Source organism: Viridibacillus arvi (assembly GCF_001274945.1).
GTDB classification, from domain to species: domain Bacteria; phylum Bacillota; class Bacilli; order Bacillales_A; family Planococcaceae; genus Viridibacillus; species Viridibacillus arvi.
In genome coordinates this window covers 453,977-470,051 of sequence record NZ_LILB01000001.1, presented here as the reverse complement: position 1 = coordinate 470,051, position 16,075 = coordinate 453,977, and the positions used below count along the sequence as shown (strand labels likewise).

Annotated in this window: 17 protein-coding genes and 1 riboswitch; of the genes, 14 read left to right on the top strand and 3 right to left on the bottom strand. The window is 35.5% G+C overall.

The window, feature by feature from the left end:
- Positions 1-6 precede the first annotated feature (6 nt).
- The gene (locus AMD00_RS02210; RefSeq protein ID WP_053415463.1) at positions 7-432 is read left to right on the top strand and encodes an acyl-CoA thioesterase; all 426 of its coding nucleotides are present in this window, start codon (positions 7-9) and stop codon (positions 430-432) included.
- Positions 432-728 (top strand): hypothetical protein, encoded by a 297-nt coding sequence (locus AMD00_RS02205; RefSeq protein ID WP_053415462.1) that lies wholly within the window; start codon positions 432-434, stop codon positions 726-728. The genes AMD00_RS02210 and AMD00_RS02205 overlap by 1 nt, the downstream gene beginning before the upstream one ends.
- Positions 729-771: 43 nt before the next feature.
- Here AMD00_RS02205 and AMD00_RS02200 read toward each other — a convergent pair whose 3' ends face one another.
- Both AMD00_RS02200 and plsY read right to left on the bottom strand, forming a co-directional pair.
- Positions 772-1,068 (bottom strand): HesB/YadR/YfhF family protein, encoded by a 297-nt coding sequence (locus AMD00_RS02200; protein WP_053415461.1) that lies wholly within the window; start codon positions 1,066-1,068, stop codon positions 772-774.
- A gap of 21 nt (positions 1,069-1,089) precedes the next feature.
- Positions 1,090-1,692: a glycerol-3-phosphate 1-O-acyltransferase PlsY gene (plsY, locus tag AMD00_RS02195; protein ID WP_227752069.1), complete on the bottom strand. Its 603-nt coding sequence runs from the start codon at positions 1,690-1,692 to the stop codon at positions 1,090-1,092.
- Between the two features lie 255 nt (positions 1,693-1,947).
- Between plsY and parE the strand changes: the two genes are divergently transcribed.
- From parE to AMD00_RS02175, 4 genes are all read left to right on the top strand, one after another.
- Positions 1,948-3,900 carry a DNA topoisomerase IV subunit B gene (parE, locus tag AMD00_RS02190; RefSeq protein ID WP_053416754.1) on the top strand — a complete coding sequence of 651 codons (1,953 nt, stop codon included), beginning with the start codon at positions 1,948-1,950 and terminating at the stop codon, positions 3,898-3,900.
- Positions 3,897-6,323: a DNA topoisomerase IV subunit A gene (gene parC / locus AMD00_RS02185; protein WP_053415460.1), complete on the top strand. Its 2,427-nt coding sequence runs from the start codon at positions 3,897-3,899 to the stop codon at positions 6,321-6,323. Before parE ends, parC begins: the two co-directional genes overlap by 4 nt.
- A 63-nt stretch (positions 6,324-6,386) precedes the next feature.
- The gene (locus AMD00_RS02180; RefSeq protein ID WP_053415459.1) at positions 6,387-7,595 is read left to right on the top strand and encodes an MFS transporter; all 1,209 of its coding nucleotides are present in this window, start codon (positions 6,387-6,389) and stop codon (positions 7,593-7,595) included.
- Positions 7,596-7,687: 92 nt separating this feature from the next.
- Positions 7,688-8,122, top strand: a complete 435-nt coding sequence (locus tag AMD00_RS02175) for a hypothetical protein (RefSeq protein WP_053415458.1) — start codon at positions 7,688-7,690, stop codon at positions 8,120-8,122.
- Between the two features lie 93 nt (positions 8,123-8,215).
- Here AMD00_RS02175 and AMD00_RS02170 read toward each other — a convergent pair whose 3' ends face one another.
- Complete coding sequence (locus AMD00_RS02170; RefSeq protein ID WP_083446172.1) at positions 8,216-8,662, bottom strand: hypothetical protein; 447 nt, start codon at positions 8,660-8,662, stop codon at positions 8,216-8,218.
- A gap of 215 nt (positions 8,663-8,877) precedes the next feature.
- Between AMD00_RS02170 and AMD00_RS02165 the strand changes: the two genes are divergently transcribed.
- From AMD00_RS02165 to dut, 8 genes are all read left to right on the top strand, one after another.
- Positions 8,878-9,444 (top strand): hypothetical protein, encoded by a 567-nt coding sequence (locus AMD00_RS02165; protein WP_053415457.1) that lies wholly within the window; start codon positions 8,878-8,880, stop codon positions 9,442-9,444.
- Positions 9,445-9,506: 62 nt separating this feature from the next.
- Positions 9,507-10,136, top strand: a complete 630-nt coding sequence (locus AMD00_RS02160) for a hypothetical protein (RefSeq protein ID WP_053415456.1) — start codon at positions 9,507-9,509, stop codon at positions 10,134-10,136.
- Between the two features lie 18 nt (positions 10,137-10,154).
- Positions 10,155-11,045 (top strand): aminoglycoside phosphotransferase family protein, encoded by an 891-nt coding sequence (locus tag AMD00_RS02155; RefSeq protein WP_053415455.1) that lies wholly within the window; start codon positions 10,155-10,157, stop codon positions 11,043-11,045.
- Positions 11,046-11,571: 526 nt separating this feature from the next.
- Positions 11,572-11,749: riboswitch (cobalamin riboswitch) on the top strand.
- Positions 11,750-11,867: 118 nt separating this feature from the next.
- Complete coding sequence (locus tag AMD00_RS02145) at positions 11,868-12,092, top strand: glutaredoxin family protein (protein WP_053415453.1); 225 nt, start codon at positions 11,868-11,870, stop codon at positions 12,090-12,092.
- Positions 12,089-12,448 (top strand): class Ib ribonucleoside-diphosphate reductase assembly flavoprotein NrdI, encoded by a 360-nt coding sequence (nrdI, locus tag AMD00_RS02140; RefSeq protein ID WP_053415452.1) that lies wholly within the window; start codon positions 12,089-12,091, stop codon positions 12,446-12,448. The genes AMD00_RS02145 and nrdI overlap by 4 nt, the downstream gene beginning before the upstream one ends.
- Positions 12,445-14,538 carry a class 1b ribonucleoside-diphosphate reductase subunit alpha gene (gene nrdE / locus AMD00_RS02135; RefSeq protein WP_053415451.1) on the top strand — a complete coding sequence of 698 codons (2,094 nt, stop codon included), beginning with the start codon at positions 12,445-12,447 and terminating at the stop codon, positions 14,536-14,538. The genes nrdI and nrdE overlap by 4 nt, the downstream gene beginning before the upstream one ends.
- Positions 14,526-15,494: a class 1b ribonucleoside-diphosphate reductase subunit beta gene (nrdF, locus tag AMD00_RS02130; protein WP_053415450.1), complete on the top strand. Its 969-nt coding sequence runs from the start codon at positions 14,526-14,528 to the stop codon at positions 15,492-15,494. The genes nrdE and nrdF overlap by 13 nt, the downstream gene beginning before the upstream one ends.
- A gap of 12 nt (positions 15,495-15,506) precedes the next feature.
- Positions 15,507-15,944: a dUTP diphosphatase gene (dut, locus tag AMD00_RS02125; protein WP_053415449.1), complete on the top strand. Its 438-nt coding sequence runs from the start codon at positions 15,507-15,509 to the stop codon at positions 15,942-15,944.
- Positions 15,945-16,075: the final 131 nt, after the last annotated feature.

The window sequence follows — 16,075 nt, the reverse complement described above, 5'->3', positions numbered from 1 at the left end:
AATTAAATGTTTGTTAGTAATAAAGAGATAGAAATCCGTTATGCGGAAACGGACCAAATGGGTGTGGTATACCACTCAAATTATATCATTTGGCTTGAATTGGGACGTACACAGTTAATCCATGATTTAGGATTTTCAGTGACCCAACTTGAAGCAGATGGTTATGTATCGCCAGTGATGGATATTTCCATTCAATACAAAGCTGCGATGAGATATGGTCAAGTTGCGACAGTTCGAACTTGGATTGAATCCCACGGGAAGTTACGTACAGTATATGGCTATGAGGTTCTTCATGAAGATGGCACTGTAGCGGTAACCGCAAAATCAGAACATATTTTAGTGAAAAAAGAAAGTTTTAGACCGGTTTCTTTAGGGAAAGTAGACCCTATATGGGATAAAAAATATAAAGAAATTGAAAGAAAAGAAGCTTAATGGCATTAGGTGTCACTAGAGCTGAGCTGGAATTATGGAAAGAGCGTGTGATAGCTGGTGAAATCGCTTTTCTTACGCATTATTGGAAGGACGAGCGTTTCCCAGGTTGTAAAACTGTGACAAAAGCAGGTTGTGCTGACATCGAAAAACTCATCAAATGGGGAGCAAGCTATGGTTTAAAACCTGAATGGATCGATTATAAGCATTACCCGCATTTCGACCTTTTTGGCGACTTTGAACGCCGGATTTTGTTAAATGAAGGGCAATTACAGCAGTACAATCGCTTTTATGCATAACAAAAGCATGGCGCACTTGGCGCCATGCTTTTCGTTTGTTTTATTAAGCTTCTTTTGTATAATCGTATTTAATTTCATTAAGTGTTTCATCCACCAATATATGTAGATCGTGATTGTCGAAAAACCACAAATCATCTTCTTCGATGTAGAAAAGTGTGTTATTTTTTTTTAATTCAACCGCAGGATTCGTAGACTGTTCACGATTCATACCTAGTGAAAAACCTTCATGAAAAGGGCTAGAGCCACCATAGCGAGCATAAAAACGAATTTGGTCCCCGTCTTCTAAATCCATTTCTTTTTCAAACCATTCTAGTGCTTCATCTGATACGATAATTTTCATGTGATGTACACTCCTTGTAGTTTACAACCATTTTACCTTAGGCTCAGTGCCTGCTTTAATACGTACAATGTTCGAACGATGTCTATAAAAAATAAAGACAGCTAATATTGTAATGATGATTAATAAAAAATAGTCTTGCTCAAAGAACGTATATATAATAGCATAAACAAAAGCTACTACAGAAGCAAACATAGAAGAAAAGCTGACCATTTTGGATACTTTTAAGCAAAGTATGAATGCAATAAATAAGATGATGAAAATTGGCCAATGGTAACCTAGAACTACACCAGCTGATGTGGCCACCGCTTTACCGCCACGGAATTTTGCGAAAACAGGGAACATATGACCAACAACTGCAATTGCTCCTGCAATCAGAGGATGAATGCCACTATCTGCAAAGTAAGCAAGTGTTGGCAATAGCGTCGCTATCGTTCCTTTTAAGATATCCATAAGTGTTACAACAATACCTGCTTTTTTACCGAGAATTCGGAAGGTATTCGTAGCACCTAAGTTTCCGCTGCCGTGATCGCGGATATCGGTTTTATAAAATAATTTACCGATCCATAAACCTGAAGGAATTGAACCTATCAAGTATGTCAAAATGATTAATAGAATCATATTCATAAAAAAACTCCTTCTTATTTTAGTAGTTGGTACTAATAGTTTATCATAATACTATATTGGTACACAATATACTCATCTTCTTAGATTAATATCTTATTCTTATTTTGCTTTAGATTCAACGTATTGGTACAATAAACTCTATATGAAATTAAATTACCGCTTGTTGACAGTAAAAGAGAAAGTGCGTAATATAATTTTAAGTGGAACGGGTGTTTGTATTTAGGGGGAATTTTTTTGACAGATAAACAAACAGTCATGTCTTACAATGATGATGCAATACAAGTACTGGAAGGATTAGAAGCTGTTCGTAAACGTCCAGGTATGTATATCGGTTCGACTGATAGCCGAGGATTACATCATCTTGTTTATGAAATTGTCGACAATGCAGTCGATGAAGCGTTAGCCGGCTTTGGTTCACATATCATTGTGAAAATTCACGAGGATCAAAGTATAAGTGTACGTGACTACGGTCGAGGTATGCCAACAGGTACTCACAAAACAGGTAAACCAACACCGGAAGTTATTTTTACCATTCTGCATGCAGGCGGTAAATTTGGACAAGGTGGCTACAAAACAAGTGGAGGATTGCACGGTGTAGGTGCTTCCGTAGTAAATGCACTATCCTCATGGCTTGAAGTCACTATTCACCGTGACGGCACAAAATATAGAATGCGCTTTGAAAATGGTGGTAAACCCGCTACTACATTAGAGAAAATAGGTACAACAAAAGAGTCAGGAACATGTATACATTTCCTACCAGATGACACTATATTTTCAGCGACAAAGTATAATTTTGACACCCTTGCTGAACGGTTACGAGAATCTGCCTTTTTATTAAAAGGGTTAAAAATCGAGCTAATTGAAGAACAAACAGGCAATCATGAAACGTATCATTACGAAAACGGTATCGAGGCATTCGTTGCATACTTAAACGAAGAAAAAGACGTTCTACACCCAGTCAAGTATGTTGAAGGATCACAAGACGAAATTGCAGTCGAATTCGCGTTCCAATTCAACGACGGCTATTCAGAAACAATTTTATCTTTCGTTAACAACGTTCGTACTCGTGACGGGGGCACACATGAAACCGGTGCCAAAGCAGCCATGACACGTGTATTCAATGAATATGCACGTAAAATTGGCTTATTAAAAGAAAAAGACAAGAACTTAGACGGCTCAGATATTCGTGAAGGCTTAGCGGCTATTATTTCCGTTCGTATTCCTGAAAACTTACTACAGTTTGAAGGACAAACGAAAGGAAAGCTAGGTACTAGTGAAGCGAGAAGCGTCGTGGATTCAGTTGTGTCTGAGAAATTACTATACGTGTTAGAGGAAAACGCAGAACTAAGTGCTTCCCTTGTACGTAAAGCAATTCGAGCGCAACAAGTACGTGAAGCTGCGCGTAAAGCACGTGAAGACGCTCGTAACGGTAAGAAAAACAAAAAATCGAGTGCACTATTATCTGGAAAGCTAACTCCAGCACAGTCTCGTAACGCTGCTAAAAACGAATTATATCTTGTCGAAGGTGATTCTGCGGGCGGTTCAGCAAAACAAGGCCGTGACCGAACATTCCAAGCGATTTTGCCATTGCGTGGTAAAGTCATCAACACTGAAAAAGCAAAATTACAAGATATCTTAAAAAATGAAGAAATCGCTACGATTATTCATGCAGTTGGTGCAGGTGTAGGAGCTGACTTCACTATTGATGATGCTGCATATGATAAAGTCATCATCATGACCGATGCCGATACAGATGGTGCTCATATCCAAGTCTTATTACTGACATTCTTCTATCGCTACATGAAACCGTTAATTGAAGCGGGTAAAGTATATATTGCACTACCACCACTTTATAAAGTTTCAAAAGGGGTAGGTAAAAAAGAAGTAATGGAATATGCTTGGACAGAAAAAGATTTACAACAAGCGATTGATAAAATTGGTAAAGGCTATATTTTACAACGCTATAAAGGTCTTGGTGAGATGAATGCCGACCAATTATGGGATACAACAATGAATCCAGAAACAAGAACATTAATCCGTGTTAAAATCGACGATGGTGCGCGAGCTGAACGCCGTGTTACAACGCTAATGGGCGATAAAGTAGAACCACGTCGTAAATGGATAGAATCAAACGTTGATTTTGGTCTAGAAGAAGACTCCAATATTCTTGACAATGAATTCATTCAAAATGAGGAGGACCTAGTATGACACAGACCGAAAGTTATCAAGATTTACCACTAGAAGAAGTCATCGGCGATCGGTTTGGTCGATACAGTAAGTACATCATTCAAGATCGTGCCTTACCTGATGCTCGTGACGGTTTAAAACCTGTACAACGCCGTATATTATATGCAATGTTTATGGGAGGTAATACACATGATAAACCCTTCCGTAAATCAGCAAAAACTGTCGGTAACGTAATCGGTAACTACCACCCACATGGTGATAGTTCTGTTTATGAAGCTATGGTACGTATGAGCCAAGACTGGAAAGCGCGTCATATGCTAATTGAAATGCATGGTAATAACGGTTCTGTCGACGGTGATTCAGCGGCTGCAATGCGTTATACAGAAGCACGTCTATCTGCTATTGCGGCTGAAATGCTTCGTGACATTCAGAAAGAGACAGTAGATCTTGTACCAAACTTTGATGACCAAGACATGGAGCCTACTGTTTTACCAGCAAGATTCCCAAATCTGCTAGTTAACGGCTCTACTGGTATATCCGCAGGTTACGCAACAGATATTCCTCCACATGCATTACATGAAGTATTAGACGCTGTTTTAATGCGTTTGAAAAACCCAAATGCGACTGTTGATGAGCTTATGACCGTTATAAAAGGCCCGGATTTTCCAACCGGCGGTATTATCCAAGGTGTGGAAGGTATCAAAAAAGCATATGAAACAGGTAGAGGTAAAATTATTGTTCGCGCAAAAGCGGAAATTGAGGAGCTTAAAGGTGGCAAGGAGCAAATTGTTGTCACTGAAATACCATATGACGTTAATAAAGCAAACTTAGTCAAAAAAATTGACGAAATGCGTTTAGATAAACGTCTTGAAGGCATTGCAGAAGTCCGTGATGAATCAGATCGTACAGGTTTACGAATGGTCATTGAACTAAAAAAAGAAGTTCCCGGAAAACCAATTCTGCAATATTTATATAAAAATACAGACCTTCAAATTACGTATAACTTTAATATGATTGCGATTTATAAACGTCGTCCAACGATGATGACATTGCCATTATTATTAGATGCATATATCGATCATCAAAAAGAAGTAGTAACAAGACGTTCTCAATTTGACTTGAAGAAAGCGAAAGATCGCCTACATATCGTAGAAGGATTGATGAAGGCATTATCAATTTTAGATGAAGTTATTCATACAATCCGTCAGTCAAAAGATAAAAGAGATGCTAAAAACAATTTGATGTTAAAATTCAAATTCACAGAAATTCAAGCTGAAGCAATTGTTTCATTACAGCTATATCGTTTAACTAATACCGATATCACGGAATTACGTGAGGAAGAAGAAGAACTAAAAGCGAAAATTGCTGAATTACAAAGCATTTTAGAAAGCGAAGCAAAACTAATAAGTGTTATTAGAAAAGAACTACAAGATGTACGTAAACGTTTTGCTGAACCACGTCGCTCAATTATTGAAGCTGAAATTGAAGAAATAAAACTGAATTTAGAAGTTTTAATTCCAAGTGAAGACGTTGTTGTTACAGTTACTAAAGACGGTTATGTGAAACGTACAAGTCAGCGTTCTTACAATGCTTCGAATGGTAAAGACTTTGCGATGAAGGATTCCGATCATCTATTGTACGAATCCCAAATTAATACGCAACAACATCTATTGCTATTTACAAGCAAAGGACATTATATTTATCAACCTGTACATGAGCTACCAGATATACGTTGGAAAGATTTAGGTCAGCACATCTCAAGTATTGTGCCTATTGATTCGGATGAAGTGATCATCAATGCACGAGGGGTAGAAACATTTGACCCGGATGTATTTGTTATGACAATCACTAAAGGTGGACAAATTAAACGCTCACCACTGAATGAATATGTAGTTCAACGTTATTCAAAACCAATTAAAACAATGAATGTGAAAAAAGGTGACGAGGTAATTTATGCAGATCTTGTGTCGATTACAGATGAAATCATCTTGACTACTCATTTCAGTTATTCCGTTCGATTCCCAATGGAAGATGTACCTGTTACTGGTGTTAAAACTGCTGGCGTTAAAGCCATTAACTTAAAAGAAGAAGATTACATTGTTGCTGCAAATATAATCCCTGAAAATGATAAAGGTGATTTAATGCTTGTTACACATCGTGGTGCAGTGAAGAAAATGGATGTCTCTGAAATTGAAGTGAGCGGTCGACCAAAACGCGGAGTAGTAACTGTACGTGAATTGAAAAAGAATCCACATCGCGTCTTTACAGTCATTTATGTTCATAAAGGTGACGTTTTACTTGTAGAAACTGAAAAAGGTGTTCAAGAGCAAGTGCATGAAGATAATTATCGTAATGCAGACCGTTACTCAAATGGTTCATTTGTAGTTGATATTGATACTGACGGTGAACTTACAAGAGTTGTGAAAATGAAGCCTACAAAATAATATATGTAACTTTACAGGTAGAAAGGAGCTCATATTAGCTCCTTTCTTTTTAAGGAGAATAATATGTGGAAAAATCGGAATGTTTGGATTATTTTAATTGGAGAACTAATTGCAGGGCTTGGATTATGGGCAAGTATTATTGGTAATTTAGAGTTCATGCAAGAAAAAGTACCTTCTGACTTTGTTAAGTCTCTTATTCTATCAAGTGGTTTACTAGCTGGAGTGCTTGTGGGACCATTAGCTGGACGTGTTATCGATCAATCCCGTAAAAAAACTGTGTTAATTTACTCGAGTGCCGGGCGTGTTGTAAGTGTTGTCTTTATGTTTATAGCATTAGCGACAGGATCTATTTGGTGGATGGTTGTCTTCTTAGTACTTTTACAAATTTCTGCCTCTTTTTACTTTCCAGCACTTCAAGCTACTTTACCATTAATTGTTGGTGAGAAGGATTTATTGCAATTAAATGGTTGGGATATGAATGTTTCTACAATTGCTCGTGTTGCAGGAACCGCCTTAGCGGGTTTGATATTAGTATATTCGGCTATAGGTATACTTTATTTGCTCTCATTCGTCGCTTATATTGCAATACTTCTCTTTACTTTTATGTTAAAAATCCCAAAAGAAGAATCTCAAAGGACCATTCAATCTGATGAGAATACTAAAAAGGGTAGTGGCTTTAAAGAAGTATTCCCAATGCTACAAGCTAATTTGAGTGTGAAAATGACGTTTATTTTATCGTTTATACCTCTCTTATTTTTAGGTTCATTTAATTTATTAGTCATTAAGATAAGTGAATTACAAGATTCTGCGATGATTAAAGGGATGATTTATACTGTTGAGGGCATTTCCTTTATGGTTGGTTCCTTTGCCATCAAATATATTGGGGAGAAATGGAGTATAGAGCGAATCTTATTTGTTTGTCTCATTGTCATTGGAAGTGGGGAAATGCTGTTGTATTTTGCTGGCAGTTCGTTCCTTACATTAATAACATTTGCGCTCTTTGGATTCTCCTTAGGCTGTTTCTTCCCAACAGTAATGACGATATTTCAAAAACAAGTACCAAAAGAATTCCACGGACGCTTCTTTTCTTTCAGAAATATGCTAGATCGGATTATGTTTCAAATCGTCTTATTGTCCACAGGCGCTCTACTAGATTTTATTGGCCTGCAATTCATGGTACTAGTATTCGGCGCTATTAGTGTACTGACAACGTCCTATTATTGGTTACAGATTAGACGTGGTGGGGTTCAGATTGAAGCTGAGCAAATATAGCAAAAGTAAAAATTAATTCTCTATATTTAAAAGGATTTTTTCTTTTTTCATAGAATTCTTGAAGAAGACTATAATCTGTAAGGAGGATTACTTTGCCCCAAACATTTAGACAGTTTTTAGATAGCTATTTAGAAATCTGGAGAACATGTTCATTTGAAGAGATGAAAGCACTTATTTCCAAAGACTATCAAGCACGAGAGGTTACTCAAAATGGGATAGCTGATTATGGTTATAGTGAATCGTTAGAAGGTTGGGCTCAAGGGTTTAATTTTGTGAAAAGTAAGGAAGCAAAATGGGATGTAAGAGAAATAGGCATAGTTCCTTTAGGTAAAGATGAATGCATGGCAATACTTTCAGCAACGATTTTACTCGAAGGTCGAAGTCCGCTACCAGCTAATTTGTTTTTTGAAACTTTCCGCTTTAAAAACAATCGTTGGAAACATGTTAGAAGTTATACTGAAACTGGTGTACCCGTTGAACAATTGAAAGGTTTGTCTATTAATAGAACTACTGTAATGACTGAATAACTATGTAAGTGTGAATGAAGGTATTAAAAAAAGCATTTCTGTTGAAATGCTTTTTTAAATTCAAACTGCATTCAATAATAAAGTACCAATCATCTATTTCTTTTCATGCACCTTTACATATACAGTACCAAACAAATTGTCATCAAAATAAGCATCCATTTTCCACATACCACTTTCCGGTAGCGACATATTCGATGGCATACTCATATCAGCACCGTTATGAGGTTCTACAGAATTTTTGCCCCCAATTAATACAATTGGATCACCACCATCTTCATGGGTAGCTAATACTTTTAATGGACGTTCTAGCTCTTCCTTTGTTCCCCAAAAATGCCACATATACTTTTGAATTTTATCTGGATAAAACTTAACTACTTCACTATCATCGTATATAAAGCCCAGTTTTTCTTTTTCGCCAATCATCGTATATCCACCAGACTCAAATAAAGAACTTTCTTTCCAAACATCCTTCTTATTACAACCAATGATTGTTAAGATAGTAAATATAACAAAGATCATAATTAAACTCTTTTTTAGCACCAATATTCCACCTCCCTCATTTGATAATTATATTCTCTTCTAATTTATAAAAACCTTTAATTTCCATTTATATATAAACAGAACTTGTATAGTCGGGAATTAATAGTGCAATTTATCACTTTTAAAAATCTCTCTTCTGAAATTATAATTGAATAATTTTTCTAACTATGAAATTATTGTTAAAGATAATAAAATATTTATAAAGAGAGGTTTATATGCAGAAAAAAACAAGAATTAATGTTTGGGTATGTGTGGCAATCCTTTTTCTAATAGGTGTAAATTGGTTTTATCCTTATTCTTTTCTTAGCGTTCAAAAGGCACTTTCATTTGATGCTGATAATATTGTTGTTGAGGCATATACGGAAGAATTAAATGATTTTGCGAAAAACTATGAGTTTAGTCCTGAGTTTAATTTAACTACAGAACGCACACAATATATTCTTCAAATGTATGAACAGGAATGGTTAATAAGTAAAAAGCCTGTAAAGTTGAAAATGAATGACTTAGAAGCCATCATAATGGAGGTAAAAGAAACAAGAGAGATATTACTTGAACTAGCTTTCCGAGAAACCTATTCTCATGAAACAAAGGATTATCTGAAAGCAAGTATAAAAAGTTGCTTAGATCTTGAAGAAAGGATTCGATATTTGCAAAATTCTCAAAATAATTCTAGGAGTATTTTAACTAGACAATTTAGAAACATCCAAGGGGAGTTTATATCTAACTTCGATTTATATACTTCCTTCTACCAATCATATAAAAGCTATTTGCTAGAAAAGTAGCCATTTGGATGAAGGCATCATGATATAATGGAGGAGAAGATCTAAATGGAGTTGAGAATAAAGTGGAGTATGATTACTACAATAACCCTGAAACTTGGATTGGTGGTTTTTATGAGCTTTCGATGGAATATTTTCCTTCAGGGGATAGTAAAAGGCTCAATATAGCTCTCGAAGCATTATGTAAAAATGCATTAGTTAAAGGTCTATGGAAAGAAAAAGGGGATTACCCAAACCAATCAATATCTTTACCTGTACATATAGAAAATCAAAGTAATAGCCAATTTTACGGAACATTATCTCTTTCAAATGGTATTGAGTTACCTTGTGTTATTTTTGTTACAAGAATAGAGAATGAGTCAGATTGGTTAGACATCGCTATACCACAAGCGTCATTTGAAAAGTTATTTCCATATAAATATCCCCTTACATATGAGTTAAACCCATGGTTGAATAAAATTGATGAGATATATACGCGATTAGCAGAAACCATTTTCGCCAATTCACCATTTGATTTGGCAATGATAGGTGAAGAAATTACATGTTACACAAATCAAGAAGAGATAACTGTTAAAATTGTTAAAAATTTGACTTGTATACTTCCAAACCATTTACAAAGACAACTAGGGCTTGAAGGAGAAGGAAAAGAATTGTCAAACAAACTTAGAATGTTTGAACAAACTTATTCTGAATAACATTTGGAGAGGTATTTAATGAAAAATATTAACGTGAATTTAGTTGCAAAATTAATAAATGAACAATTCTCCAAATGGTCTAATCTAGCAATAAAACCTGTAAAATTTAGTGGGCATGACAATAGAACTTTTCATTTAGGTGAACATATGAGTGTAAGGTTGCCAAGTGCGGCCAGCTATGTTCCTCAAGTGGAGAAAGAACAAAAATGGCTACCCATCTTAAGCAAAGATCTTTCTTTACCAATTTCTACACCATTAGCTAAAGGTAATCCTAGTGAAGAATATCCTTGGCCATGGTCTATCAATGAGTGGATAGAGGGAGAGTCACTGACTCACAAAAACATTCATGACAATAATCAATTGGCAAAGGACTTAGGAGCATTTTTAATTGAATTACAATCGATTGATGCTAGTAAAGGCCCTATAGCTGGCGAGCATAATTTTTATAGAGGTGGATCTTTAGCTGTTTACGATGAAGAATCTAGAGATGCTATTGAGCGTAATAAAGATGTTTTTGATGAACACTTGTTAATAGAGATTTGGAATCTGGCCTTGGCTACTAAATGGAATTTAAAAGCAGTTTGGGTTCATGGTGATGTAGCGCCAGGTAATTTATTAGTTAAAGACGGGAAGCTTTGCGCAGTCATTGATTTTGGAATATTAGGTGTGGGAGATCCTGCTTGTGATGCTGCAATGGCTTGGACATTTTTTGATGAAAAGAGTAGAAAGACATTCAAAAATGCATTGAATATGGATAAAGAAACGTGGAATAGAGCAAGAGGTTGGGCTCTCTGGAAGGCTTTAATAACATATAATGGCCATGATAATTCTAACAAAGCTATATCAGAAGAGTCATATAATGTTATTAATATCATCGTAGACGATTACGAAAGAGAGAAAAACCGTTAAATTTCTTTCCTTCCTAAGTATCAATCGAATAGAAGTAGGGATGTAATGAAGACAATTATACAAGCATTTTTTTGTTCATTGTTAATACATATAATATTTTTCAGCTATACCTTTGGATGGGGATATATTAAAGCAAAATTTTACAAGTCTAATATAACAAACGAATACGACCCTGTTGTTCAAACGAATGTGGTATTCGCTTTTATAGGTTATGGTTCCCCACTAGTCTTTTTAGGCATCTGGTTTATAGGTATTACCATATTATGTGCTTTTATTATTATATTGATAAAAAAATATATTAAGCCTTATTTTAAAACACTTAGTAAGTAGTAATAAAAAATAAAGTTAGAGTGTAAAAGTATTCACATAAGAACAACGAATTAACAGTTTATTGCTTAGAATATCTAATATAAGGACGAATTGTTCAGCTGATAATATTGAATAATCTCACTTTGAGAAATTCCCAATTCTAGATTTACTTTTTATTTGAAGAATGGTACACTTAGTTCTGTTGAATAACAATATATTGTGTTCGTTTTATTAAGGTACTACTATATGTAGTTTAAAAGGGAAGTTCGGTGCAATACCGACGCTGTCCCCGCAACTGTTAAGCTGACGATGATTAAAGCCACTGTGCGTTCGCATGGGAAGGGAATCAGAGAATGAAGCAAAGCCAGGAGACCTGCCTATATAAAACAAATCAATCATTTCTTCGGGGAATAAGAAGTGGGAACGTAATCATTCTTAGATATTTTTAACGTTCCCATCTTAGGCTGTCTCTCTTAGAGATAGCCTTTTTATATAATGAAAAGAGGTATATATATGAAACTTTATACGAAAACAATCTGTCCTAAATGTCTTTGGGTAAAATCTGAACTACAACGTGCAGGACTTGAACCAGAAATTGTGAACATTGATCACGATGAACAAGCAAAGCAAACAATTATTGATGCAGGCTTTTTAAGCGTGCCTGTTCTTGAATATAACGAAACATTTATAGGAGATGTAACGGAGATTGTTTCTCAAATTGAGCTGATTGCACAATGATTGTTTATGCAAGTCGTACTGGCAATGTCCGAAATATAGTCTCCAAACTAAAGGTAGAATCAATTGAAATCTCTGAGGGATTATTATTGAGTGAGCCTTATCTATTAATTACATATACTGACGGTTTAGGTGATATCCCTGTAAAAGTGACTCGTTTTTTAGAAGAAAACAAGGAATTGTGTAAGGGAGTAGTCGTCAGTGGCAATAGTAACTTCGGACATGCGGTATTTGGAGGTGCTGGTGAGAAAATCGCAGCAACTTATCACGTTCCCTTAGTGCGTAAATTAGACTTAAGGGGATATCAAGCTGATTATGAAGCAATACAAACGTTTTATGAAACGAGGGTGATGGGATGAAAACATATTTAAAGCTTAATAATGATGTACTGAATAGTTATAGCACAACAGGTCAATTAGAGTTAGAAAAAGATCGTGAAGCAACACGCCGTTACTTTTTAGAATATGTAAATGTGCGTTTACGTTACTTTATTGATATCGAAGAAAAGATTCGTTACTTAGTCGATGAAGGTTACTATGAGAAAGAATTTATCGATATGTATGATATGGAATTTATTAAACAGCTGTACAAAAAAGCATACGATTATAATTTCCGTTTCCCGTCCTTCATGAGTGCAAGCAAGTTTTACGATAGCTATGCAATGAAAAGTCGTGACGGGGAAGAAATTTTAGAAAAATATGAGGACCGCATTGTTATTATTGCATTGTATTTAGCACAAGGTGACACTGTCCTAGCAGAACGTTCCGTCGAAGCTATGATGGAAGCATATCAACCTGCAACGCCAACAGCATTAAATAGTGGGAAGAAAGCACGTGGCGAATTAGTCAGCTGTTTTAAATTATCAATGGATGACTCCATGAATAGTATTTCTGAAAATATTGGTTATTGTTTAGAACTTTCACGCCTAGGTGGTGGAGTTGGGGTGAACTTAACGGATTTACGTCCATTAGGGGATCCAATTAAAGAGATTTTAAATCGTGCAAGCGGTGTAATTCCAGTAGCCAAACTACTAGAAAATTCATTCAGTTATTCGAATCAGCTTGGGCAACGAAATGGTTCGGGAGTTGTCTATCTAAATGTTTTCCATGCAGACATTGAAAATTTCATTTCATCAAAAAAACCGAATGCGGATGATAAAATTCGTCTAGCAACTCTATCAACAGGCATTATTATTCCAAGTATTTTCTTTGAACTTATGAAACGTGATAAAGACATTGTATTGTTTAGTCCGTACGATATTTTTAAAGAATATGGTAAACGTATGTCTGAGATTTCAATTACAGAAATGTACTATGAGTTACTAGATAATCCAAATATACGTAAAATTAAACGTTTGAATGCGCGTAAACTTTATACAGAAGTAAAAAAAGCGCAATTTGAATCTGGTTATCCGTTTGAAATTTTTGATGATAATGTTAATAAAGTGCATCCACTCAAAAATATCGGTCGAGTGAAAATGTCAAACTTATGTACAGAAATTTTACAAGTACAGGAAACAAGTATTATAACTGACCAAGATAAACCAAATGAATACGGTCTAGATGTATCTTGTAACTTAGGTTCAATTGATATCCATGCAGCGAGTAAAGTAAAGGATTTTGAAAAGTTAGTTGATACAGCTATGCACCTATTAACGAATGTGTCTCAAATGACTCACATAAAGAATGTACCTTCTGTTGCAAAAGCAAATAAATTAATGCATTCAGTAGGGCTTGGTTGCATGAATCTACATGGCCATCTTGTTACCGAGGGAATTATGTATGGCTCGAAGGAATCTGTAGATTTTATGGATTGCTTTATGGAAGCGATGAACTATTATTCTCTTAAATCATCGATGGAGATTGCCAAAGAAAATGGCGAATCATTCTACCGATTTGAGGATAGTGATTACGCTTCAGGTATCTATTTCGATCAATATGTAAATAAAATCGAAGAAGAAGTATCACCTGCTGTGTTAAAAGCACTTGGAAATGTACCAATTATTACGACAAAGATGTGGGAAACGTTAAAGCAAGATGTCATGCAATACGGTTTATTCCATTCATATCGCTTAGCCATTGCTCCAACTGGTAGTATTTCATATATTCGTAGTTGTACGGCTTCAATTTCTCCAAGTACAGAGCGTGTAGAGGTACGTGATTATGCGGATAGCCGAACAATTTATCCAATGCCACATTTAACAAATGAAAATAGTCATTTATATGTAGAAGCATACGATGTTAATCCATATGACCTAATCGACTTATACGCAGCTTCTCAAAAACACGTAGACCAAGGTATTTCGATGACGCTTTATGTAACTGACAATTGGACAACAGAACAATTAGCGAAAATTTACATTTATGCATGGACAAAAGGGATTAAGTCCGTTTACTATGTTCGTCAACGATTACAAAGCTTAGAGGAGTGTGTAGCATGTCAAATTTAATCTACGAGGCGGTCAATTGGAATAAGCCAACGAGTGAACTTGCACAAGTATTTTGGGACCAGCAATGGAAGCAAATCTGGTTTCCTGAAGAAATAGCAGTAAGTAAAGATGTCAAACAGTGGCAAAGTTTTGAGCATCAGGATACTTATAAAAAAGTATTTGCAGGATTAACGTTACTCGATACAGTTCAGACAAATATCGGGATGAATCGTGTTGCTGCTTATACAACTGATTTACAAGAAAAGGCTGTTCTAACCGTTTTTGATGCTTTTGAGGCGATACATGCCAAATCCTATTCTTATATATTCACAACGCTTTGTACGAACGAAGAAATAGATGAGCTATTTGAATGGGTAAAGAAAAATGAATATCTACAATATAAGGCAAATAAAATTGGGGATATTTATAACAGTATTGAAGAAGGAGATTCAGAGAGTTTATGGAAAGCTATGTTCTCGTCCGTAATGCTCGAATCTTTCCTATTTTACTCTGGCTTTTTCTACCCATTGTATTTAGGTGGACAAGGTTTCTTGAGAAATAGTGCAGAAATCATTTCGCTTATTTTACGCGACGAATCTATTCATGGTGTGGCAGTTGGATTCTTTGCTCAAAATTTATATAAGCAGTTTTCAAAAGAAAAACAAGAAGAGTTAAAATTATGGGGATATGAATTATTACTAGATTTATATCAAAATGAAATGAATTATACCGATGATGTCTATGCTGAAACAGGTTTATCTCCTGAGGTAAAAGCATATGTACGCTATAACGCCAATAAAGCGTTAATGAATGTCGGATTTGAATCAATGTTCCCAGAAGAAGAAGTTAATCCAATTGTTATGAATGGTATTCGTAATGAAGGCTCCACATATGACTTCTTTTCACAAAAGGGTTCTACCTATGCAAAAGCAAAAGTAGCACCTATTACAGATGACACATTTAATTTTAATCGTTAAGGATGAATAATAATGAATTTAGACGTAAAAATCAAAAGAATACACACTGATGCATTGCTTCCAATGCAAGCCAATCCTGGTGATGCAGGAATGGATCTTTACTCAATTGAAGCAGTAGAAATTCCAGCAGGAGAAGCCAAACTAATTAAAACAGGTTTGCAAATTGAATTACCACAAGGAACGGAAGCTCAAATTCGTCCGAGAAGTGGATTAGCATTAAAACATAGTGTAACTGTTCTTAATAGTCCAGGCACAATTGATGAAGGCTACCGAGGAGAAATCGGTGTTATTTTAATCAATCATGGTAAAGAAACATTTATAGTAGAAAAATCAATGCGTATTGCTCAAATGGTTATCCAGTTTGTCCCTTCAATTCAACTACTTGAAGTAAATGAATTATCTCAAACGGTCCGTGGAGCATCTGGCTTTGGAGCCAGTGGTACCAAATAGGATTAATATATAACATACAATCCAAAGCAAGAAAAGTAAAAGCACAAAAGGTCATTGAACTGCCCCGTAAAAGTTAGACACCATTCTAACTTTTACGGGGGTTTTTTTATGGCAAAAGTACGAGTTGAACA